This is a genomic window from Methylobacterium sp. Leaf117 (assembly GCF_001422985.1).
Classification (GTDB): Bacteria; Pseudomonadota; Alphaproteobacteria; order Rhizobiales; family Beijerinckiaceae; genus Methylobacterium.
Map to the genome: position 1 here is coordinate 37,681 of NZ_LMNL01000004.1, position 20,586 is coordinate 58,266.

General features: G+C 71.1%; 21 protein-coding genes. 10 read left to right on the forward strand and 11 right to left on the reverse strand.

Annotation, left to right across the window (positions count from 1 at the left end):
- The first annotated feature begins 2 nt into the window (after positions 1 to 2).
- Positions 3 to 620, forward strand: coding sequence for an urease accessory protein UreG (ureG, locus tag ASF57_RS05165; RefSeq protein WP_056190534.1), 618 nt, complete (start codon positions 3 to 5; stop codon positions 618 to 620).
- Positions 621 to 644: 24 nt separating this feature from the next.
- Here ureG and ASF57_RS25410 read toward each other — a convergent pair whose 3' ends face one another.
- From ASF57_RS25410 to sfnG, 8 genes are all read right to left on the reverse strand, one after another.
- Complete coding sequence (locus ASF57_RS25410) at positions 645 to 803, reverse strand: hypothetical protein (RefSeq protein ID WP_156375972.1); 159 nt, start codon at positions 801 to 803, stop codon at positions 645 to 647.
- Positions 804 to 912: 109 nt separating this feature from the next.
- A complete protein-coding gene (locus ASF57_RS05170) occupies positions 913 to 2,046 on the reverse strand; it encodes an HPP family protein (RefSeq protein WP_056480817.1) in 1,134 nt (377 codons plus the stop codon).
- Between the two features lie 276 nt (positions 2,047 to 2,322).
- Entirely contained in the window at positions 2,323 to 3,063 is a 741-nt protein-coding gene (locus ASF57_RS05175; protein ID WP_056190530.1) for a molybdopterin-dependent oxidoreductase, read from the reverse strand.
- Positions 3,056 to 3,820 carry a cytochrome b/b6 domain-containing protein gene (locus tag ASF57_RS05180; RefSeq protein WP_056190529.1) on the reverse strand — a complete coding sequence of 255 codons (765 nt, stop codon included), beginning with the start codon at positions 3,818 to 3,820 and terminating at the stop codon, positions 3,056 to 3,058. Before ASF57_RS05180 ends, ASF57_RS05175 begins: the two co-directional genes overlap by 8 nt.
- Positions 3,817 to 4,443, reverse strand: coding sequence for a class I SAM-dependent methyltransferase (locus ASF57_RS05185; protein ID WP_056480901.1), 627 nt, complete (start codon positions 4,441 to 4,443; stop codon positions 3,817 to 3,819). Before ASF57_RS05185 ends, ASF57_RS05180 begins: the two co-directional genes overlap by 4 nt.
- 96 nt (positions 4,444 to 4,539) lie before the next feature.
- Positions 4,540 to 5,814 (reverse strand): acyl-CoA dehydrogenase family protein, encoded by a 1,275-nt coding sequence (locus tag ASF57_RS05190; protein WP_082503711.1) that lies wholly within the window; start codon positions 5,812 to 5,814, stop codon positions 4,540 to 4,542.
- A gap of 167 nt (positions 5,815 to 5,981) precedes the next feature.
- Positions 5,982 to 7,259: an SfnB family sulfur acquisition oxidoreductase gene (locus ASF57_RS05195; RefSeq protein WP_056480819.1), complete on the reverse strand. Its 1,278-nt coding sequence runs from the start codon at positions 7,257 to 7,259 to the stop codon at positions 5,982 to 5,984.
- Positions 7,260 to 7,302: 43 nt separating this feature from the next.
- A complete protein-coding gene (sfnG, locus tag ASF57_RS05200) occupies positions 7,303 to 8,418 on the reverse strand; it encodes a dimethylsulfone monooxygenase SfnG (RefSeq protein WP_056480905.1) in 1,116 nt (371 codons plus the stop codon).
- 643 nt (positions 8,419 to 9,061) lie between these two features.
- Between sfnG and ASF57_RS05205 the strand changes: the two genes are divergently transcribed.
- The 4 genes from ASF57_RS05205 to ASF57_RS05215 all read left to right on the forward strand — a co-directional run bounded on the left by ASF57_RS05205 (position 9,062) and on the right by ASF57_RS05215 (position 12,504).
- Positions 9,062 to 9,484 carry a hypothetical protein gene (locus ASF57_RS05205; protein ID WP_056480821.1) on the forward strand — a complete coding sequence of 141 codons (423 nt, stop codon included), beginning with the start codon at positions 9,062 to 9,064 and terminating at the stop codon, positions 9,482 to 9,484.
- A gap of 574 nt (positions 9,485 to 10,058) precedes the next feature.
- Complete coding sequence (locus ASF57_RS05210; protein ID WP_056480823.1) at positions 10,059 to 11,405, forward strand: L-serine ammonia-lyase; 1,347 nt, start codon at positions 10,059 to 10,061, stop codon at positions 11,403 to 11,405.
- 339 nt (positions 11,406 to 11,744) lie between these two features.
- Positions 11,745 to 11,867, forward strand: a complete 123-nt coding sequence (locus ASF57_RS27205; protein ID WP_280138736.1) for a hypothetical protein — start codon at positions 11,745 to 11,747, stop codon at positions 11,865 to 11,867.
- A gap of 115 nt (positions 11,868 to 11,982) precedes the next feature.
- A complete protein-coding gene (locus tag ASF57_RS05215; RefSeq protein WP_056480825.1) occupies positions 11,983 to 12,504 on the forward strand; it encodes a hypothetical protein in 522 nt (173 codons plus the stop codon).
- 550 nt (positions 12,505 to 13,054) lie between these two features.
- Here the strand turns inward: ASF57_RS05215 and ASF57_RS05220 are convergent.
- Positions 13,055 to 13,852 (reverse strand): lytic transglycosylase domain-containing protein, encoded by a 798-nt coding sequence (locus ASF57_RS05220; protein WP_056190520.1) that lies wholly within the window; start codon positions 13,850 to 13,852, stop codon positions 13,055 to 13,057.
- 275 nt (positions 13,853 to 14,127) lie between these two features.
- On the opposite strand from ASF57_RS05220, the gene ASF57_RS25415 reads away from it, so the two are divergent.
- Positions 14,128 to 14,265: a hypothetical protein gene (locus tag ASF57_RS25415; protein ID WP_156375973.1), complete on the forward strand. Its 138-nt coding sequence runs from the start codon at positions 14,128 to 14,130 to the stop codon at positions 14,263 to 14,265.
- Positions 14,266 to 14,289: 24 nt separating this feature from the next.
- Here the strand turns inward: ASF57_RS25415 and ASF57_RS05225 are convergent, their stop codons facing one another.
- On the reverse strand, positions 14,290 to 14,520 hold the full coding sequence (locus ASF57_RS05225) for a hypothetical protein (RefSeq protein WP_056480827.1): 231 nt from the start codon (positions 14,518 to 14,520) through the stop codon (positions 14,290 to 14,292).
- 264 nt (positions 14,521 to 14,784) lie between these two features.
- Here ASF57_RS05225 and ASF57_RS05230 point away from each other — a divergent pair, with 264 nt between their 5' ends.
- The 4 genes from ASF57_RS05230 (at position 14,785) to ASF57_RS05245 (ending at position 19,348) form a co-directional block, all read left to right on the forward strand.
- Positions 14,785 to 16,071: a lytic murein transglycosylase gene (locus ASF57_RS05230; protein ID WP_082503704.1), complete on the forward strand. Its 1,287-nt coding sequence runs from the start codon at positions 14,785 to 14,787 to the stop codon at positions 16,069 to 16,071.
- 104 nt (positions 16,072 to 16,175) lie between these two features.
- Positions 16,176 to 17,000, forward strand: a complete 825-nt coding sequence (locus ASF57_RS26180) for a hypothetical protein (RefSeq protein WP_162241535.1) — start codon at positions 16,176 to 16,178, stop codon at positions 16,998 to 17,000.
- Positions 17,001 to 17,065: 65 nt separating this feature from the next.
- Positions 17,066 to 18,100 (forward strand): glycosyltransferase family 4 protein, encoded by a 1,035-nt coding sequence (locus ASF57_RS26185; RefSeq protein ID WP_162241536.1) that lies wholly within the window; start codon positions 17,066 to 17,068, stop codon positions 18,098 to 18,100.
- A 135-nt stretch (positions 18,101 to 18,235) separates the two neighbouring features.
- On the forward strand, positions 18,236 to 19,348 hold the full coding sequence (locus ASF57_RS05245) for a hypothetical protein (protein ID WP_056480833.1): 1,113 nt from the start codon (positions 18,236 to 18,238) through the stop codon (positions 19,346 to 19,348).
- Positions 19,349 to 19,433: 85 nt separating this feature from the next.
- On the opposite strand, the gene ASF57_RS05250 is transcribed toward ASF57_RS05245, so the two are convergent.
- Positions 19,434 to 20,531 carry a branched-chain amino acid aminotransferase gene (locus ASF57_RS05250; protein ID WP_056480835.1) on the reverse strand — a complete coding sequence of 366 codons (1,098 nt, stop codon included), beginning with the start codon at positions 20,529 to 20,531 and terminating at the stop codon, positions 19,434 to 19,436.
- Positions 20,532 to 20,586 lie beyond the last annotated feature (55 nt).

Below are 20,586 nucleotides of genomic sequence, written 5' to 3' on the forward strand. Positions count from 1 at the left end.
CGATGACGTCTCTCAACGGCCCGCTTCGCGTCGGCATCGGCGGCCCCGTCGGCTCCGGCAAGACGGCCCTGATGGAGCAACTGTGCAAGCGCTTCCGCGACACGTACGAAATCTGCGCCATCACCAACGACATCTACACCAAGGAGGATGCCCGCCTCCTCACCGTGGCCGGCGCCCTGCCCGAGGAGCGGATCATGGGCGTCGAGACCGGCGGCTGTCCGCACACGGCCATTCGCGAGGATGCCTCGATCAATCTCGCGGCGGTGGCGGAGATGCGCCGGCGTTTCCCGAAGCTCGACCTGATCCTGATCGAGTCGGGCGGCGACAACCTCGCGGCGACCTTCTCGCCGGAACTCGCCGACCTGACCCTCTACGTCATCGACGTGGCGGGCGGCGAGAAGATCCCCCGCAAGGGCGGCCCCGGCATCACCCGCTCGGATCTTCTGATCGTCAACAAGACCGACCTCGCGCCCCTGGTCGGCGCCGATCTCGGCATCATGGAATCGGACACGAAGCGGATGCGCGGCACCCGGCCCTACGTGTTCTCGTCCCTGCGCGACGGCCACGGGGCGGACGCCATCGCGCGCTTCGTGGTGGAGGCCGGCGGGCTGAACGCCTGAGCGGCCTTCTTCGGACGGACCGTCCTAAGACCGGCCCACCGGCGCCCTGGTCCCGGCCGACGTTCGTGCAGGCGACGCGGTGCGGAGGCGGTGGACCTGCCAGGTCAGCATCATGCTGGCCACCATCAGGGCGGCATGCAGCAGGTGGAGCAGAACGGGCGTCTCGTGCAGCGTGTCTGGCATCGGCGGGACCTGCGGGCGCATCCGGCGCGCCGGGAGCCGAGGCGTGCAACAAGCGGGCCAGACGTCCCCGCTCGGAAGGCCGGTCCCGCTTCAGGAACCCGGATCCGGCTCAGGAAGCCGGCTGCAGAGCCGCTCCCCGGGGCGCTACGTCCGGCGCCTCGAACGCCTTCGCCGAGACCAGGCGCGTCAGGACCGCGAGCAGGTCGGTCTGGGTGACGATTCCGAGGATGCGGTCGTCCGGAGCGGTAACCACCACCGCATGGCTATGGCCGTTGGTGAGGACCTCGACCAGGCTGAGCACCGGCGCGTCCGGCTCGGCCGTCCGCGCCTCCGACATCACCCGCGCCAGCTCCGGCACGGGATTTTGCCCCGAACGCCCCTCGCTCCGCAGCGACAGCTCGCGCAGACCGACCGTGCCGACGAGCTGGCCGGATTCCGACACCACCGGCAGCGTCCGGATGTTGTGCCGGAGCAGCAGGTCGCGGGCTCGCTCGGGCGATTCGTGCAGGCCGAGGGTGATCACGTCGCGGGACATCACCGCCCCGCAGGTCAGGGTTCCGTGGGTCCTCTGCAGGGCCTGGGCCTCGACCTCCCGCAGCAGACGGTCGAGGTCGGTGCGGTCGATGTCGAGGGTTTCGTTGAGGGTCAGCAGCGCCGCGTCGACGTCCCGGACGTTGAAGCCCACCCGCACCGGGGCGGGCGCGTCGGCGGTGCCGTGCGGGTTGACCGGGGTGGCGGGTGCGACGTGCGGATAGGTCCGCCCCGAGACCCGATGGAAGGCGATGCCGAGCCCGACCAGGATGAGGGAGTTGAGGCAGACCGGGACGAACGGGAACAGGAAGCCGGACGAGGCGATGGCGGGGCCGCCGATCAGGGCGGTCAGGGCGGCGGCTCCGCCGGGCGGATGCAGGCAGCGGGTGAACGACATCACGGCGATGGCCAGCGAGACGCCGACCCCGATGGCCAGGACCGGGTTGGAGATGAAATGCGCGGCCGTGACGCCGATCAGGGCCGAGATCGTATTGCCGCCGATGATCGGCCAGGGCTGGGCCAGGGGGCTGGCCGGTACGGCGAAGAGCAGCACCGCCGTCGCGCCCATGGGCGCGACGATCAGGGGGATGTGCGGCCCCTCCCCGACGATCCAGCCGCTGACGAGCCCCGTGAGGGCGATGCCGATGAGCGCGCCGAGGCAGCCGATCAGCCGCTCGCGCAGGGTCGCGCCGGCCAGGATCGGCCGGAACACCCGGGCGCTCAGGGATGATCCGAGAGGAACGCCGGCAGGGACACCACCGACAGGGATTCCGGTCCGGCGTTCAGGGCCAACCCCATGCGACATCTGACACCCCACATTCTCGCGCCGTCCGCCTTCAGGGTCGGCCATCGCCGACGATGCGGGTAGGCATCTCTGGTATACCAGCGAAAAACTGACAGACCGGCTCCGAAAATGCAACGCGCTTGGGCAGAATGCCTGCCATGAAGGCAGAGCCTTATGCCTGCCATGAAGGCAGGTTCTTCGGCTTCAGATGCCCGCGTACCAGGGGAATCCGAGTTCGGCGACCATGCTGCCGCGACCCTGGCCGAGGCCGTCGACCCGGTCCACCGCCTCGATCGCGCTGAGATATTTCAGGCTCTTGTAGCCGAGCTGGCGTTCCACCCGCAGGCGGACCGGGGCGCCGTGCGCCACCGGCAGGGGGGCGTCGTTCATGCCGTAGGCCAGGATAGTCTGCGGATGGAGGGCATCGAACAGGTCGTAGCTGTCCCACCAGCCATCGACGCTGCGCACCACGATGAAGCGGGCCTCCGGCTTCAGGCCCACCGTGGCGAGCAGGTGGGCCAGCGGCACGCCCGTCCACTTGGCGATGGCCGACCAGCCCTGCTCGCAGGCGTGGAGGGTGATCTGTGCCCGGGCCGGCATCGCCCGGAGGTCGGCGAGGGAGAACGCGCCCGGGCGCTCGACGAGGCCGCCGACCGGGAGCCGCCAATCCGTGAATCCGAGGGCCTTGGAGCGCCGGTAATCGGAATGGTCCGGGTCCGTGGTGTTGATGGTCGGGAACACCGCCGAGATCGCCTCCGGCCCGAACTCGCGCACCAGGGGCTGGTGGCGCTGGAGCCAGCGCTGGACCGCGAAGGTCAGGCCGTTGCTCCAGTCGTAGGGGGTGGCGAGCCGCGACAGGGCCGGCGCCTCGCAGCCGCCGAGCAGCCCGGCGCCCAGCAGCGTGCCCGAACCGGCGAGGAGGCGGCGGCGCGAGAGGTCACGCATCGGGGGGCTCCGCAGCAGGAATTCGGGAAGGAACTCGGGAAGGAACTCGGGAATCGTCTCCGGGAACGCGGAAGCGTCCGGTGATCATCGAGCGCATCAGGTTGCCGGCCCCGCCGACGAAGACCTGGGCCACGTGCACCACCAGGAACGCCACCAGCAGGCAGGCGGTGAGGAAATGCAGCGTGCGCGCCGATTGCCGGCCGCCGAACAGGGTGAACAGCTCCGGATAGGCGGCCGTGACGCCCGGCGACATGGTCAGCCCGGTGAGCACCATCAGGGGAAACAGGCCGAACAGCACCGCCAGGTAGGCGAACTTCTGCAGGGCGTTGTAGCGCAGGGCCTCGCGGCCGCGCGCCGGCCGGAGGCGGACATGGTCGGCGATCTCGCGGGCGAGGTGGCGCGGAGCGAGCTGGTCCCGGTCGGGGACGAGGTCTCGGGCGAAGTGGCCGCCCACGAAGGCGACGATGCCGTAGACGATCCCGTTGAGCACCAGCACCCAGGCGGCGAGGAAGTGCAGGTTGCGGCCCCAGCCCGTCTGTTCGAGGTTGACCGGCAGCGGCAGGTCGAGGGCGGCCGGCGCCCCGTTGGCCCCGGTCTCGCCCCAGAACAGGCGCGGCAGGGCGAGCAGGATCGCGACGCCGCTGACCAGCAGGGCCAGGAACGCGGCGGCATTGAGCCAGTGGGTCAGCCGCACCCAGGCGGCGTGGCGATGGACCAGGGACGGGTCCGGAGCCTCTGCCGGGGGCGCCCGCCTCACGCGGGGGCCTGCGGGGCCGAAACCGGAGGCGCCTGCAGCACGTCGAGGCGGTAGCGCTCGGTGCGGCTCTGGTGGCGGGGCGTCAGGCCGGGCGCCGTCAGCCCGATCAGGGTTTCCACGGCCGCATCGGCGCTGAGGGGAAAGTCCGTCTCACCGAGCCAGTGCACCAGGACGACCTCGCCCCCGGGCTTCAGCGACGCGGTGAGATGTTGGGCGATCCGGGACAGGTCCTCGGGGGTGAAGAAGTACAGCACCTCCGACAGCAGCACGAGGTCGAACCGGCCGGGCGGCCATTCATCCGGCACCGCCGCCCGCAGGAAGTCGACCTGCGGGCTGTCGGCGCAGCGCGCGCGGGCGGTGTCGAGGGCGCTCTCGGCCACGTCGAGGGCGAGCAGGCGCCCGCAGCGATCGGCGAGGCGCCGGGTCATGACGCCGATCGAGCAGCCGATCTCCAGGGCCTCGGCGTAGGTCGGCCGGCCGAGCGCCGCCAGGGTGGCGGCGTACTTGGCGTGCTCGTAGGGCGAGGTGGTGAAGTCCCAGGGATCGGGATTGGCGGCGTAGAGGTCGGTGAAATAATCCGCCGGCAATGTCCGGGTGGCGCGTGTCGGGATGGAGCCGGTCATGAAAGCCTCGCCGATGGGACGCACGGCCCCGAGCCTGAAGCGGACGGGAGGGGAATCGGTGGTCCGGACGCCATCATGCGCGGACCGCGCTGCACCTCAAACACCCGCCGATCGCGCCTCGGGCGCAAGCATCCCGGGGGGATCGCGCCACAGGAGGTCCGCCGGCCGCGCCTCGGCGAGGATATGGGCCGCCGCGGCGGTGAGCGCCCGGTCCGGCCCGGGCTGGCGCAGGTAGGTCGCCAGGTCCCGTGCCAGGCGCTCCAGGGGATGCGGGCTGAGGAAGCCCGAGAGCCCGACCGAGCGCTGGGCCCGCTCCAGCACGTCGAGCCCGGCCCGTTCCACCGCCAGACGGGTGAGGTTGACGTAGGCGATCACCCGCTCGGGCTCCGCCGCCGGGTCGCTGGCCAGCACCGCCGCCCGGGCCACGAACAGGCGCGCCGTTTCCACCGCGATCGCGGCCTCCCCGAGGCGGGCGGCCTGGTGCGGGTCGCCGCCGCGCCCGGTGGCCCGGAGATGGGTCCGCAGGGCGTCGAACACCGCCTCGATGCCGCCGAGCTGCACCGCGGCGAAGCGCCAGGCCCCGCCGGAGAAGTGCGGCTCGGCGAAGTAGGCGTCCGGTCCGCCGACGAAGCCGCCCGGATCGGCGGGCAGGCCGGTGAAGTCGAGGATGCCCGAGGTGGAGGCGCGCATGCCGTGGGCCTGCCAACCGGAAAGGTCGGCCCGGGTCCCGGCCACGAGGTTGGCCACCAGCATCTGCTGGCGCCCGTCCGGCCGGCGCGCGGTGACGAGGGGGCGGGTGACCGATCCGGCCCCGGAGGCGAACGACTTGACCCCGCGCAGCCGCCAGCCGGCCTCGGCTCCTTGCGGAGCTTCCAAGCCTTCCAGGCCTTGCAAGTCTTCGACGCCCGGCAAGCCTTCCACGTCCGGCACGTCTTCCAGACTGAGGCCGCCGGTCTGGGGCTGGGTGTTCCAGACCCCGAACAGGTGCCCGGCCCGGACGTCGCCTGCGAGGCGCTCGGCCACCGCCGGGTCGGCGTAGCGCAGGATCAGCAGCAGGGCGTTGACGTGGCCCTCATAGAGTCGGCCGAGGGCGAGGCTGCCGCGCCCGACCCGCGCCAGGACGTCGGCGAGGACCGGCGCCCGCTCGGGCGCGTCGAGGCCGGCGCCGCCGAGGGACACCGGCAGCGGCGCCGCCAGCAGTCCGGCCTCGTATGCGTGGGCCACGTCTTCGGCCGGAAACCCGCCCGCGCGGTCGAGGGCGTCGGCGCGCTCGCCGGCCCGGTCCGCCACCGCCCGGGCCGCCGCCAGAATCCTCGCCGGGTCGGGGGCCGAGCAGTCCTGAAGATGTCGATGAAGGGGGATGAAGTTCATGGACAGCACATGGATCACGCCCGCGCGATCTCCAGACGCTGATTGCGTACACAAGCTCCGTTTTTCCCCGTCGAAGCCCGGTTCTCCCGCGTCAAAAAGCACCTGGGTTGCCGAGGCGCACGACGGCGCGGCGGGGGCGCCGCCGCGCTCCGTCCGGTTCCCCCGCGTCAGCTCCAGGCGTGGAAGGGCGGGTTCACGCCGTTGAGGGCGTGATTGCCGACGATCGCGTATTTCCAGCGCACGGGGTCGTGGAGGGTGTGGGTGCGGGCGTTGCGCCAGTGCCGGTCGAGGTTGTGCTCGGCTAGGGTCGAGCGGGTGCCGGCGAGCTCGAACAGGGTGTTGGTCGTGCTCAGAGCCACCTCGGTGGTGAGCACCTTGGCCTCCGCCACCGCCAGCTGCGCCGCCGCCACCGTGTCGGCCTGCGGTGCCGCCACGGCGGCGTCGAGGGCGAGGCCCGCCCGGTCGAGCAGCGCCTCGGCCGCGTGCAGCCGGATGGTCAGGTCGCCGACGATGCGGATGGTGTGGGGGTCGTCGGAGGCCCGCTCCAGGCCGCTGTCGACCCAGGGGCGCGACCGGGTGCGCACGAACTCGATGGTCTCGGCGAGCGCCGCCCGGGCGATGCCCGCATCCACGGCCGCCTGGATGATCTGGAAGATGGCCCCGTCGGCGCTCGGGGCGGCGTAGCCCTTCCAGGCCGGCACCAGATGGGTCTTGGGCACCCGCACGCCGTCGATCCGCACCGTGCCGCTGGCGGTGGTGCGCTGGCCGAAGCTCGACCAGTCGTCGATCACCGTGAGGCCCGGGGCGTTGCGTTCGGCGATGGCGTACCAGGCTCGGCCCGCGTCATCGAGGGCCACGATGGGCACGAGATGGGCCAGCAGCGCGCCGGTGGCGTAGAACTTGGTGCCCTGGACCACGACGTGGTCGCCGTCCTCGACGAAATGCGTCTTGAAGTCGGCGGCCCGCGGCGTGCCGATCTCCGAGAAGGCATTGCCGAAGCGGGTGCCGGCCAGCACCAGCCCGAACAGCAGCGCCTTCTGGTCCGCGTCCGACACCGTGTCGATCGCCGCCACGATGCCGAGGTGGTTCTGGGCGATCTGGCCGATCGACGGGTCGGCCGCCGACACGATGGCGATGACCTGGGCCACGGTCCGGTACGACAGCCCCGGCCCGCCCTGCGCCCGCGGCACGTTGATCGACCACAGGCCGCTCTGCGAGAACGCGTCGAGTTCGGCCAGGGGGCGGCGCCCGGTGCGGTCGCGCTCCGAAGCGCCGGCCCGGAACCCCTCCGCCAGCGCGTGGGCGATCCGCAGCGCCTCGGCGTCGTCGCGGACAATGTGGGCCGGGGCGGCGGGGCGCTCGGGACCGGGCGCCCCGGTGGGCCAGCGATGGGTCTCCCGTGATGTCTGGCTGGCGGCGATGTTCGGGCTGACGGCGATGGTCATGGCGTGTCTCCGGATCGGGGGCGGTTCGGCGGAGGGCCGCGCGTCAGGCGGCCCGCGCCCGTTCGCGGCGGGCCGCCTCCAGGGCGCGCACCCGCGGGATCACATGTTCGCCGAAATAGGCCACGTCCTCCTGGAAGTGCAGGAAGGCCAGCAGCGCCAGGTCGGCCCCGGCATCCTTGAGCGCCACGATGCGCGCGGCGATCTGGTCCGGCGTGCCGATCAGGTTGGTCTTGAAGCCGTCATTGTACTGGACGAGGTCCTCTAAGCTCGATTTCGCCCAGTTGCCCTCCCCTTCCGGCGAGGCCTTGCCGGCGTTCTTCGCCTCGTGGCCGAAGGCCTTCACGGCGTCCGGGTCGGCCTGGTCGATGATCTCCCGCAGGACGGCCTGTGCCTCTTCCTCGGTGTCGCGCGCGATGACGAAGGCGTTGACGCCCACCTTCACCGCATGCCCGTTGGCCTTCGCCTTGGCCTGGAGGTCGTCGACCTGGGCCCGCAGGCCCTCCGGCGTGTTGCCGTTGGTGAAGTACCAGTCGGAGACGCGGGCGGCCATGTCGCGGGCGGCGCGCGAGGAGCCGCCCTGGAAGATCTCCGGCTGCGGGTCGGCCGGCTTCGGCCGCAGGGTGTAGTCGCTGTAGCGGTAGAAATCGCCCCGGAAGGTGAAGTTGTCCTGGGTCCAGATCCCCCGCAGGGAGCGGATGAACTCCTCCGAGCGGCGGTAGCGCTCGTCGTGGTCGAGCCACGGTTCGCCGATGGCGCGGAACTCGCCCGAGAACCAGCCCGAGACCACGTTGACGGCGATGCGGCCCTCCGAAAGCTGGCTGATCGTGGCGATCTGCTTGGCGGCCAGCGTCGGGTTCCACGGGCCGGGCAGCAGCGCGGCGATGACCTTCAGCGTGCTGGTGGCGGCCAGCAGCGCGTGGCTGAAGGCGACGGATTCATGCTGATACTCGGCGCCGTAGCCGGCGGTGAAGCGGATCTGCGTCAGGGCGTAGTCGAACCCGGCGGCCTCGGCGATCTGCGCGAGGCGGCGGTTGTAGGGGCCGTCCCAGCTCGTGCGCTGGGGAATCTTGCTGATGACGAGGCCGCCCGAGACGTTGGGCACCCAGTAGGCGAAGCGGATCGGATCGCTGTCGTCGTGGTGCGGCGGTTGGAAGCTCATGTTCGGATCCATGCGTTTTCAGCGGGCGCGCAAGGTCGGCGGCCCGGCAGGTTAGGTTTTCGGATTGAATACAAAAGACGAGGCGTCGACATGATTGTCTCACGTCTCCGTGACGCCGAGGCCTGGACTTGGTCTTTGTTGGTGCTTGCTGTTCCGCGTCTAGAATTGCCCGGACGCGTGTCCGCGTCAAAGGAAGCAAACGGCTTTTTTCAGGCCTCCGGCGAAAACCCGTTCCCCCGAACGCGACCGGCGCCGAAGGTTTGTGTCGTGGGGCCGTTCGGGGACCGGCGCGCCGCTGCGGCCCGGTCATGCGCGCGCCTTCCGGGCAGGTCCGGGGCGCGGGACAGGGCTGATCCGGCGCCGACGATGCCCGGATTGCGGGCGCTGCCGGGATGCCGAATTCAGTTGCCGGGGCCGGATTGCTTGTTCCGGCGCCTTTCTGGGCAGCTGAATGCTGATAAGGTGGGCAATATCGAAAATTTGCCGATCTTGTAAGCTTGCCCTTCAAAATGACATTGCTTCGCGAAACCGGTCGTTTAAGCACGCGTTAATTCATCGCCCCTTACGTTTGGCTCCATCTCCAAGGGATCGCCGAAGTCTCCGATCTCGGTTCACCCAGGACTTTCATCCAGGAACACCGTCCATGCTGGCCGCGTCCCGACGACCGCTCGTGGTTCTCCTTGCCGGAGACGAGCTGACCCGTTCCATCACCACGAGTTGCCTCGAGATGTCGGGCTACGACGTGCTCGGCGCCCGCACCGCCGGTGAGGTCGAGAGCCTGCTGCTCGCCCGGCCGGACGAGGGCCGGGTCGACGTGCTGGTGACCGATGCCGACGTGCGCGACACGGTGGACGGATTGTCCCTGGCGGGCGTGGCCCGCTGCCTCGATCCGACCGTAGGGGTGATCTACACCGTCCGCTCGCCGCGCCGCCTCGACGGCGAGGCCCTGGAGCCGGGCGCCCTGCGCCTGCGCACGCCCTATCACGGCCACCAGCTCGTCGCCCTGATCACCGACCTCCTGGCCAGCCCGGCCAATCGACGCGAGCAGACCCGCGCGGCCGCGTGAGTCGGGGGGCTGCGCCCCCGACCGCCTGCCCGTTTCACACCGCGCCGATTCCACCCGCCCGTTGCCCTCCCGCCTGTTGCCCTCCCGCCTCTGCGCGTCTCGATTCACACACCTGATCTTGCAGGCAGACTCTTGCAGGAAGAATCTCGCAGGCAAACCGCGTCCCGCTCCCCCCTTGTGGGGAGAGGTTCGGCGTGGGGGTGGTTGGGTGACCCTCATCCGGCGGAGGCTGGCGGGGCCACCCCCAGCTCCAACGCCACCCCACAGGCTCGACGGATCGCGGGCAGGCCCGAGATCCGCTGGGAAGCAGGGCCGCGTCGTGGTGAGATGCCGTGAATCCAGGAGCCCGCGGAGAGGGAGCGTGCCCGTCCCCGACGCACCGGCCCAGGCGCCCGCCCCCGGTCGCCAACCCCCAATGTCCAACCCGCCTGTCCGTCCGGCGCCGGGCGGTGTATCAGGCGGTTCCCGCCCTGCCCCGCCCTGCCCTGCGACGTGACCGCCCACCGGCCCGCCGGCGGCGCGCGCTGGCGCGGATCGTGCCCGGCTGTCGGGCCCCAGCGCACCGCGAGAGCCGATGATCAGCGCCTTCGACCTCTTCAAGATCGGAATCGGCCCGTCGAGCTCCCACACCATCGGCCCGATGGTGGCGGCGCGCCGGTTCCGCACGCGGACGCGCGGGTTGCCCGGCCTCGCCCGCATCCGGGCCGAGATCTTCGGCTCCCTGGCCTGGACCGGGCGCGGGCACGGCACCGACACCGCCATCTTCCTCGGGCTCCTCGATCACGAGCCCCACACCGTCGACCCGGACGGGGTCGCCGGCCACGTGGCGGTGCTCGGCGCCGAGAAGCGGCTCGGACCCGGGGGGGCGGCCTTCGACCCGGTTGCCGACCTCACCTTCAATTTCACCGATCTGCTGCCCCTGCACACCAACGGCCTGCGCTTCTGCGCGCTCGATGGCGACGGGGCCGTCCTCGACAGCGAGGAATACTATTCCGTCGGCGGCGGCTTCGTGGTGACCGAGGCCGAGGCGGCCCCCAATGCGGAGGCGGCCTGCCCCGTGCCCTATGCCAGCGCGGCCGGCCTCCTCGCCCTCTGCGTCGCCGAGGGCCGCACCATCGCCGAGGTGCAGTTCGCCAACGAATGCGGCGCCCGCACCCCCGCGGCCGTGGAGGCCGGCCTCGATGCCATCCGCGACGCGATGTTCGCCTGCATCGACCGGGGCCTGCGCCAGGACGGCGAGTTGCCCGGCGGCCTCAAGGTGCGCCGGCGAGCCCGGCGCCTGCACGACGACCTGACGGAGGGGCGCCTGCGCAACACCCGCGCCGCCCACGAGATCGTCGATTGGATCAGCCTCTACGCCCTGGCGGTGAACGAGGAGAACGCGGCCGGCGGCCGGGTGGTGACGGCGCCGACCAACGGCGCCGCCGGCATCATCCCGGCGGTGCTGCGCTACGCCCGCGATTTCTGCCCCGACTGGTCGGATGCGCGGTCGCGGGAATTCCTGCTCACCGCGGCGGCGGTGGGGGGCCTGATCAAGACCCGGGCCTCGATCTCGGGCGCCGAGGTCGGCTGCCAGGGGGAGGTCGGCTCGGCCGCCGCCATGGCGGCGGCGGGGCTGGCGGCCTTCCTCGGCGGCCATGCGGCCCAGGTGGAGAACGCCGCCGAGATCGCGATGGAGCACCATCTCGGCATGACCTGCGACCCCATCGGCGGTCTGGTGCAGATCCCCTGCATCGAGCGCAACGCCTTCGGGGCCAACAAGGCGGTGGTGGCGGCCTCCCTGGCCCTGCGCGGCGACGGCATCCACCGCGTCACCCTCGACGAGGTCATCGAGACCATGCGCCAGACCGGCCACGACATGCAGGCCAAGTACAAGGAGACCTCGCTGGGGGGCCTCGCGGTCAACGTCGCGGCCTGCTGAGGGGCGGCCCGTCCCGGAGAAAGGGAACGGATGCGTTTCCCGTTTCGCTCCCGATCACAGGCTCGGTCCGCTCCCGCTGACTCGTATCCGGCCCGGGTTGGTCCGGCGATCGGTCCGATTCAGCGCTTGATCTGGGGGCAAGATCTGGGGGCAAGATCTCGGGGCAAGATCCGGAGTACAGCGGGGCCGGATCGCGTCGGGACGGTCTCGCTCGCGTTCGGTGCCAGACATATGGAACGGAGCGGTTCCGATAGGGTTGTCCCGTCCGAGGGGACTACCGGATGGCGGATGCGGGCTGCGCGCACCCGACCCATCCCGCCGACATGCGAGACCGTTTCCATGACCATCCTTCCGCACGCGGCCGGCTCCAGCGTGAGCAGATTCGCGATCCCGTCCGGCCGGGTCCGGGCCGAGACGCGCATTTGGGCCGAGACGCGTATCCGGGGCGCCACGCCGGCCTGACGGGCGCATCCGCCCCCCCCACGCTCCCGACGCCTGACCACGCGCCCGGCCGCTGATCGCGCCGAGCCCGAATCCGACGCTCGCCCTCCCCCGATCCGACGACCGGAGACCCGCCATGCGGACCCTGACGCTTGCCCTGCTCCTCGGAGCGCTGACGCTCACCCCCTGTTTTGCCCCGTCCTTCGCACCGTCCTTCGCCCTCGCTCCATCCCCCGCCGCCGCACAGGACCTGATCGTCCCGCAACATCCCGGATCGAACGGCTTGCAATCGGAGGAGCCGGGACCGAGCGGACGCGGACTGGAGCGGCCGGGAGTGCCCGTCCCGCCGGACGCGCCCCTGCCCCGGCAGACCCCACGCCCGACCCTGCTGATCCACGGGCATTATTGCGGCCCCGGCAACGACGGCATGGAGGTCACGCCGATCGACGCCCTGGATGCCGCCTGCCGCAAGCACGATGCCTGCACGCCCGACGGCGGCCTGCCCTCCTGCGGCTGCAACCGCGCCCTCAAGCGCGATGCCGGCCGCGTGGCCGCGAGCCCGCGCGAACCGCAGGATCTCCGCGCCCTCGCCGGCGTGGTCGCCGGAGCCAGCGACCTGATGCTCTGCACCGACGACGTCGCGGGGCTGGGCCACTGAAGCGGGCGGCCGGAGGCCGGCGGCGGCCCCCGCCACCCTCTCGCGCAGCGGCTACGGCACGCACATATCTCGCGGGCTGCGCGGGTCCCCCTCCCCCTTGTGGGGAGAGGTTCAGAGTGCGGGTGGCTCCGCCGGCCTCAGTCGGCTGAGGGGCACCCAACCACCCCACCCTCCAACGCCTTCCCACGGCGCGACGGATCTCGGGCAGGCCCGAAATCCGCTGGGGAGGTGGGCCGCGTCGCGCTGCGATGTGTGAATGCCGGAGCCTTCCAGGAGAGGGAGCCCCGGTTGCGCCTCACGGCCCACCCGCAGATGACCGCCATCACGCTGTTTCTGATCGAGGGTCTTCCCGTCAGAGCTGCGTGAATCCGGTAGCTGAGGGGGGCGCGGGCTGCATCCACGATGGGTCAGCCTGGATGGGTCAGCCTGTAAGCCGTCTTGCGGGCGATGCGCCGGGGCCTCGAAGCGACCGGAGCCGTGCCCCCGGGAGGGCACAGGTCCCCGGTCGCTTCAGCTCGACCGATCCCGCGGGGTGAACCGGCGCGCGCGCTCAGTTTCCGTCGATACGCTGGCCGAGCAGCGCGATGGCGCGCTGGTAGACCGAGGCGGCGTTCCAGCCCTGGATCGCGGCGAAGTTGGGCTCGCCCGGCTGGTAGCCGGCGCCGGCACGCCAGCCATGGCCCTTGAGGAAGTTCGCCGTGGAGTTCAGGGCGTTGGACGAGTTGTCGAGGCTGCCGCCGACGCCGTAGTTCAGCACGTTCTTGGGCAGGAACTGGGTGTGGCCGACCTCGCCATGGGCCGCGCCCCGGGTGCCGGCGTTGAGGACGCCGCGATCGACCAGGGTCAGGGCGGCGTAGAGCTGGTCGGTGAAGTAGGCCGAGCGGCGGCAATCGTAGGCGAGGGTCGCGACCGCCGAGAGGGTGTTCACGTTGCCCTTTACCGCGCCGAAGCCGGTCTCCATGCCCCAGATCGCCAGGAGCGGACCGGGCGGCACGCCGTAGCGCTGCTCGATCGACGCGAACAGGGCGGCGTTCTGCGCCTTCAGGGCGCGGCCGCGCGACACGATGGTGTTGCCGCCGCGCTTGGCCAGGAACTGGTCGAGCGAGAGCTTGAAGCTCTTCTGGCCGCGATCGGCCGAGATCGTCGCCGTCGAGTAGGACGTGCCCATCAGGGTGGCGAGGCTGGCGGCGCTGGCCCGGCCGCGCGCCTCCTCGGAGAATTCCCGCTTCCAGGCCTCGAAGCCGGCGGCGGTGTTGCCGCACTGGGCCGCGTTCGCCCCACCCGTCGCGCAGACGAGCGCCGTGAAGGCCGCCGCGATCCACGGCGTCCGATACCCACGTCCGATCATGTCAAAACTCCCTGGCCCTGCGCCTCCGGATGCCGGACTCGCAGGCACGATGACTTCCCCTTGCGCGGAGCAAGGCGACAAACCGGTCGGGAAGTCGAGACACATTGCGGCAATTTTGCCTGCGATCCGGACCGGCGGCATCACTTCGCCGCGCTTGGTTACGTGACGGTGTCCGGCGATGCGATCCGGCATTCGGCCGGTTTCCCCCGCGGGACGGCCCACCCCCTGCAGTTTCGACCAAGACAAACCGTCTCCTGTCCTGGGCCGCAACGATCATGTCCCATTCCAATACAGGCCGTTCCACATCGGGCCGGCGCCCGTCCCTGGCCGTGGTCCTGATCGCCTGCGTCACCGCCGCGCTGCTGTGGGTGCCGATCCTTGCGCTCAGCCCGGCGCCGATCTGGTTCTGGTGAGCCTCAGGTCTTCTCCAGAGCGGCTCACGGCTCCTCGTCGCCGTAGCGCCGATAGGCGCCCGTCAGGTAGCCCGCCTGCAGCGCGGTGAGATGGGCGAACAGCACGAGGGCGCCGACGACGCCGACCTCGCCCCGTGCCAGCCAGACCAGCCCCGACAGGGCGAGCACCACCGCCGAGATCCCGAAGATCAGGCGGATGCTGCCAGCGAGGCCGACCGCCAGGCCGCCGAAGAACAGGATCAGGGCGACCAGCATCGGCGACTCCTGGCGCGGCGGGTCGGATCGCGGTCAAGCATCCTTCGGCATTCGGGTACCCTTCACCAATCCGAACCATCGCGGCGATCCCGGACCAATCCGTCGCCGGGCGGTGATCCGCGCGTCACCGATCGTCCGACCCTAGCGCCCCAAATCGAAACGGCCGGTTGATGGCGCCGGTCAATCTCTCCCGGTTCCGGTCTTCCGCCCCCGGGCCCGCGCCGCTACCCTGGCGGCCCACTCCGGCATCGAAGGAACCCCTGCATGCGGTGTCGCCGGCAACGCTCCGGACCTGCGTCTCGGCCGACCCCCGGGCCGGGCCTCTCGCTGGTCCTCTCGCTGGTCCTGGCGACGCGTGCCGCGTCGGGCGAGGCCGGGGCGCCGGATGCGGGGCAAACCCCTGTGACCGTGACGCGACCTCCGGCGTATACCGCCTGCACGGATGCGATCGCGGCCGAGGCCGAAACGCGCGGCGTCCCCCCGGCCGTGGCGGCCCGACTGCGCACCCTCGCTCCCGACCCCGCGGTGGCGGCCGCCACCGGAAACCAGTCGGAATTCGTCACGCCGATCTGGTCCTACCTCGATGCCGCCGTCACCGAGGCGCACATCGCCGAGGGCCAGCGCAAGCTGGCAGACTGGGCCGCCACCTTCGCGGCCATCGAGGCCCGCTACGGGGTCGACCGCTTCACCCTCGCGGCGTTCTGGGGGGTGGAATCGACCTACGGCCGCGTCCTCGACAACCCCGGCATCGTCCGTCCGGTCCTGCGCTCCCTGGCGACGCTGGCCTGTGCCGAGACGCCGCGCGCGCCCTATTGGCGCTCGGAACTGATCGCGGCCTTGCAGATCCAGGCGCAGGATCATCCTCCGCCCGAGCCGCTCACCGGGTCCTGGGCCGGCGCCATGGGCCACACGCAGTTCATGCCGACGGTGTATCAAGCTTACGCGGTGGATTTCGACGGTGACGGCCGGCGCGACATCTGGACCTCGGTCCCGGATGCCCTCGCCTCGACGGCCAATTACCTCAAGGCCATGGGCTGGCGCTCCGGAGAACGCTGGGGCAGCGAGGCGCGCCTACCGGACACCTTCGACTATGCTCTCGCGGACGAGACCACCGAACGCAGCCTCGCGGCGTGGCGCCGGCTCGGGGTCGACCCGGTCCAGCCCCTCCCGGACGACACCGTGCCGGCAACCCTGATCCTGCCCGCCGGTGCGCGCGGCCCGGCTTTCCTGCTCCAGCCCAACTTCCGGATCATCCTGCGCTACAACACGGCGCTGGCGTATGGCATCACCGTCGCCCATCTGGCGGACCGCCTGCGCGGCGCTCCCGGCTTCACCCGGGACTGGCCCCGCGGCGATTCGATGCCGACCCCCTCCGACGTGCAGGCGCTTCAGGCCCGCCTGGCGGAGCGGGGCTTCCCCGCCGGAACCCCCGACGGCAAGATCGGCCCGCGAACCCGCGCGGCGGTCCGGGCCTTTCAGGCCGCGCACGGCCTGACGCCCGACGGCTACGCCGACGCCCCCTTGCGCGAGCGAATCCTGGCCCTTCCCTGACACACTGGCCGATTTAGCGGTGGTCGCGCCGCAGGGGTCGCGATAGAGCAGCGCCCGGCGTCCAGGTTCCGGGATGCGGCGCGAGGCCGGGAGGGCGAGCGGGAATGAGTCGAGCCACCGTCGCGCCTGGCACCCCCCGACAGACCGTTGTGACCTACTGGGAAGGGCCGGTGACCTGGCTCGAACGGCTCAGCGCGGCTTCGATCGTCGCGGCCGGGCACCCGCTGCACATCTACTCGCACGACGTGGCGGGCCTGCGGCGGCAGGGGCTTCCCGGCACGGTGATCGATGCCCGCGAGGGGATCGGCCCGAACGTCATGGCGGACCTCTACCGCCGCCGCGGCGTCCTCGCCTTCTACGCCGATTACCTGCGCCTCAGCCTGATCCGCGATGGCAAGGGTGTCTGGTCGGACCTCGACTGCGTGTTCCAGCGTCCCCTCGACCCGTCCAGCGGCGAGGCCGGCTACCTGTTCGGGTGGCTCAACCGGAGCCGCCTCAACAACGCGATCCTGTCGGCGCCGCCCAACTCGGAGCTCGTCGCCCGCTACTGGGACGCCATTTCCACGGTGCCGATCCGGGCCCCGTGGGCGACCGGCCATATCCGGGTCAAGCGCAGCCTCGAACTCCTGATCGGCAAGCGCATCCCGGTCCATCCGGAGCGCCTGGCGATCGGTCCGCGCGCCCTCACCTACTTCGTGCGCCAGCTCGGCCTCGAGGGCCATGCCCAGCCGCGCGCGGTCTTCTATCCCCTCGGCGACGACGACGCCCATCTCCTCGCCGAGGCGGACGACCGGGCGGCGCGCGCGCGGATCCTGCCCGAGACCGTGGCGGTGCATGCATGGCGCGGCAAGCTGTGGTCGATCGGCCGGGATGCCCCGCCGCCCGCCGCCTCATGGCTCGGGCAGCGGTGCCGGGACCTCGGGCTCTGATCCGTCCGGGAGTTTCCCCTCAACCGCCTCGAAACCGGTCCGGAACCCGTCCCCTGGAGATGTCGATGCGCCGGATCCTGTTCATCTGCGCGACGCCGGTCGCCTTCGGGCTCGACACCCCCGCGGAGGTCGGTCTCGGCGGCATCGAGAGTACGAATATCGCCCTCGCCGAGGCGCTCGCCCGGCGCGGGTGGGCCGTGACCCTGGCTACGCGCCGGATCGGGACGGTGGTGCGCGACGGCATCCGCAACATCCCCCTGGAGGCGGCAGCGGACTGTGCGGCGGATGCGATCGTCACCAGCAACGATCCGCGTCCCCTCCGGGACTTCCCCGGGCGGCGGGGCATCGTCTGGGTTCACAATCCCCTGAACGTCGAGAAATCCATCCGCAAGGGATACCTCCGGCCCTTCCTGTCCCTGCGGCCGGAGGCGGTCTTCGTCGGCAGCCTGGCAGCCCGGACGATGTCGCCGCTCTACCCGTTCCGGCGTCGCCACGTCATCCCGCACGGGGTCTCCCCGGTCTTCCGCACGCCCGAGCCGACCCGCGGGCACAGCCGCGATTTCGTCTACGCCTCGCAGCCCCAACGCGGCCTCGACCGGATGCTCCGGCTCTGGCGCAACGCCGCGCCCCTGGTCGCCTCGGGCGCGACGTTGCATGTTTTTGGATCGGAAGGGCTTTTCGGGTCGGAACAGCCCGATTCACCTGAGGAAAGTGGTCCGGTCGTGTTCCACCCGCGGGTCGGAGCCGCCGCCCTGGCCGCGTTCTATGCCGGGGCGCGGGCCATGGTCTGTCCCGGCTCCCCCGACGAAACCTTCTGCCTCGCCGCCGCCGAAGCGCAGGCCATGGGGCTGCCCGTGGTGACCGCCGGCATCGGAGCGCTGGCCGAGCGGGTGCAGCACGGGGTGAACGGGTGGATCGCGGCGAGCGATGCGGACTTCGCCGACGCCGTCGTCGCTCTCGCGGTCAACGACGACCTGTGGTCGGAGCTCAGTGCCGGCGCCCTCCTGCAGCGGCACGCTTTGACCTGGGAGCGGGCCGCGATCCTGTGGGAAGCCGTCCTGCGAGACCCACCCGGAATGCCGCCCGCTCGGGGCGCCTGATCACCCCGGTATCCAGGCCTACGGACACCCGTGACAGAATTCGGTCCGCCACAAGCCGCGGCCGCGCCGCCACTGGACGCCGCTCGGACGGCGGCGAATACTGTGTTCAAGAAGAGATCACATCGGGAGGATGGCATGAGGCTTCGGCTTGGTCTGGCCGCGCTGGCATTCGCGTGGGCGGGGAGCGCGCTCGCGGACCCGCTAACCTTCCAGGTCGATCCGGCCTGGCCGAAACCGCTGCCCAACAACTGGATCATGGGGCAGGCTTCGGGCGTGGCCGTCGATGCACAGGACAACGTCTGGGTAGTTCAGCGCCCGCGCAGCCTCACCGACGACGAGAAGGCCGCGAGCCTCAATCCGCCCCGCACCAAGTGCTGCCATCCCGCGCCCCCGGTGCTGGTGTTCGATCAGGCCGGCACCCTGATCCGCAGCTGGGGCGGCCCCGGCGAAGGCTACGACTGGCCCCAGAACGAGCACGGCATCCACATCGACCACAAGGGCTTCGTCTGGCTCGCCGGCAATGGCGACACCGACGGGCAGATCCTGAAGTTCGCGCCCGATGGGACGTTCGTGCTGCAGATCGGCAAGCAGGGGCCGCAGACCAACAGCCTCGACACCAGCCGCCTCGGCAAGCCCGCGGCGATGCAGGTCGACCCTGAGACCAACGAACTCTTCGTCGCCGACGGCTACTTCAACCACCGGGTCATCGTGTTCGATGCCGAGACCGGCGCGTTCAAGCGGATGTGGGGCGCCTACGGGAAGCCGCCCACCGACGAGACTCTCCCGGCCTACGACCCGACCGCCGCGCCCACGCAGCAGTTCCGCAACCCCGTCCACTGCGTCCAGATCGCCCGGGACGGGCTGGTCTACGTCTGCGACCGCACCAACGACCGGGTCCAGGTCTTCCGCCGCGACGGCAGCTTCGTGAAGGAGTTCTTCGTCGAGAAGAGCACCCGCGCCAACGGCTCGGTCTGGGAGCTGGCGCTCTGGCCCGATGCCGAGCAGAGCTACCTCCTCAACGCGGACGGGGCCAACAACGAGGTCCGGACGCTCAGCCGCGACACCGGCGAGGTGCTCGGCGCCTTCGGCCGCAACGGCCGCATGGCGGGCGATTTCCACTGGGTCCACAACCTCGCGGTCGACAGCCGCGGCAACGTCTTCACCACGGAGGTGGACACCGGTAAGCGCGCCCAGAAATTCCTGTTCCGGGGCGATCTGATCCTGCGCAAGCGGGCCGCGCTGCCCTGACGCTCACGGCGCCCGCCCGGCCCGCCTCTTCCCCAAGGGGCAAGAGGCCTCGGCGTGGCGCCGAGACCCGTTTCCCGTCCGTGGCTCAGTAGACCCGCGTGACCCAGCCATGGGGATCGGGAGCGTTGCCGCGCTGGATGTCGACCAGGGCCGAGCGCAGGCGCTTCGTCACCGGACCGGCGACGTTGTCCGAGACGGAGAATTCGCCGTCCGGGCTGCGCACGGTACCGATCGGCGTGATCACTGCGGCGGTGCCGCAGGCGAAAACCTCGCGCAGGCGGCCGCTGGCAGCATCGGCCTTCCAGTCGTCGATGGAATAGGGCCGCTCGGCGACCGCGATGCCGTCGGCCTTTGCCAGCGTCAGGATCGAGTCGCGGGTGATGCCCGACAGGATGGTGTCGCTCAGCGGCGGGGTCACCATCGAGCCGTCGTCGAAGACGAAGAAGATGTTCATGCCTCCGAGCTCCTCGACCCAGCGGCGCTCGACCGCGTCGAGGAACACCACCTGGGCGCAGCCGTGCTCCACCGCCGCAGCCTGGGCGCGCAGGCTGGCGGCGTAGTTGCCGCCGCACTTGGCGGCACCCGTCCCGCCGGGGGCCGCGCGGGTCTGGTCCTGCGAGACCCACACCGTCACAGTTTCGGATCCGCCCTTGAAGTAGGCGCCCACCGCCGAGGCGATGACGAGGTAGAGGTATTCCGAGGACGGCTTGACGCCGAGGAAGACCTCGCTGGCAATCATGAAGGGGCGGAGGTAGAGGCTGCCGCCCTCGCTCGACGGGATCCAGTCGCGGTCGGCGCTGACGAGCTGCTTGACCGACTCGACGAAGACCAAATCGGGCAGCGCCGGCATCGCCAGGCGCTCGGCCGAGCGGCGGAAGCGCAGGGCATTGGCCTCCGGTCGGAACAAGGCCGCGCCGCCATCCGCCGTACGATAGGCCTTCAGGCCCTCGAAGATCTCCTGGGCGTAGTGCAGCACCGCCGCCGCAGGATCGAGTTGGATCGGGGCACGCGCCTCCACCCGTGCGTCGTGCCAGCCGCGTCCCTCGACGTAGCGGATCGTCACCATGTGGTCGGTGAACACCCGCCCGAAGCCGGGATCGACCAGAAGCTCGGCCCGGCGTTCCGGCGAGACGGGCGAGGCATGCGGCTGGGTGGCGAAGGGAAGATCGTCGGGGGCGGTCATCGTCAGTCCTTACTTACGTCTCGTCGGATCAATCAAGAGCCGGTGCGGCGCCGGC

What these genes read in the sequence shown, in the direction of transcription:
- ureG (WP_056190534.1), top strand. Translation starts at nt 3, where the DNA reads ATGACGTCTCTCAACGGCCCGCTTCGCGTCGGCATCGGCGGCCCCGTC.
- ASF57_RS25410 (WP_156375972.1), bottom strand. Translation starts at nt 803, where the DNA reads ATGCCAGACACGCTGCACGAGACGCCCGTTCTGCTCCACCTGCTGCAT.
- ASF57_RS05175 (WP_056190530.1), bottom strand. Translation starts at nt 3,063, where the DNA reads ATGCGTGACCTCTCGCGCCGCCGCCTCCTCGCCGGTTCGGGCACGCTG.
- ASF57_RS05185 (WP_056480901.1), bottom strand. Translation starts at nt 4,443, where the DNA reads ATGACCGGCTCCATCCCGACACGCGCCACCCGGACATTGCCGGCGGAT.
- ASF57_RS05190 (WP_082503711.1), bottom strand. Translation starts at nt 5,814, where the DNA reads ATGAACTTCATCCCCCTTCATCGACATCTTCAGGACTGCTCGGCCCCC.
- ASF57_RS05195 (WP_056480819.1), bottom strand. Translation starts at nt 7,259, where the DNA reads ATGACCATCGCCGTCAGCCCGAACATCGCCGCCAGCCAGACATCACGG.
- sfnG (WP_056480905.1), bottom strand. Translation starts at nt 8,418, where the DNA reads ATGAGCTTCCAACCGCCGCACCACGACGACAGCGATCCGATCCGCTTC.
- ASF57_RS05205 (WP_056480821.1), top strand. Translation starts at nt 9,062, where the DNA reads ATGCTGGCCGCGTCCCGACGACCGCTCGTGGTTCTCCTTGCCGGAGAC.
- ASF57_RS05210 (WP_056480823.1), top strand. Translation starts at nt 10,059, where the DNA reads ATGATCAGCGCCTTCGACCTCTTCAAGATCGGAATCGGCCCGTCGAGC.
- ASF57_RS27205 (WP_280138736.1), top strand. Translation starts at nt 11,745, where the DNA reads ATGACCATCCTTCCGCACGCGGCCGGCTCCAGCGTGAGCAGATTCGCG.
- ASF57_RS05215 (WP_056480825.1), top strand. Translation starts at nt 11,983, where the DNA reads ATGCGGACCCTGACGCTTGCCCTGCTCCTCGGAGCGCTGACGCTCACC.
- ASF57_RS05220 (WP_056190520.1), bottom strand. Translation starts at nt 13,852, where the DNA reads ATGATCGGACGTGGGTATCGGACGCCGTGGATCGCGGCGGCCTTCACG.
- ASF57_RS25415 (WP_156375973.1), top strand. Translation starts at nt 14,128, where the DNA reads ATGTCCCATTCCAATACAGGCCGTTCCACATCGGGCCGGCGCCCGTCC.
- ASF57_RS05225 (WP_056480827.1), bottom strand. Translation starts at nt 14,520, where the DNA reads ATGCTGGTCGCCCTGATCCTGTTCTTCGGCGGCCTGGCGGTCGGCCTC.
- ASF57_RS05230 (WP_082503704.1), top strand. Translation starts at nt 14,785, where the DNA reads ATGCGGTGTCGCCGGCAACGCTCCGGACCTGCGTCTCGGCCGACCCCC.
- ASF57_RS26180 (WP_162241535.1), top strand. Translation starts at nt 16,176, where the DNA reads ATGAGTCGAGCCACCGTCGCGCCTGGCACCCCCCGACAGACCGTTGTG.
- ASF57_RS26185 (WP_162241536.1), top strand. Translation starts at nt 17,066, where the DNA reads ATGCGCCGGATCCTGTTCATCTGCGCGACGCCGGTCGCCTTCGGGCTC.
- ASF57_RS05245 (WP_056480833.1), top strand. Translation starts at nt 18,236, where the DNA reads ATGAGGCTTCGGCTTGGTCTGGCCGCGCTGGCATTCGCGTGGGCGGGG.
- ASF57_RS05250 (WP_056480835.1), bottom strand. Translation starts at nt 20,531, where the DNA reads ATGACCGCCCCCGACGATCTTCCCTTCGCCACCCAGCCGCATGCCTCG.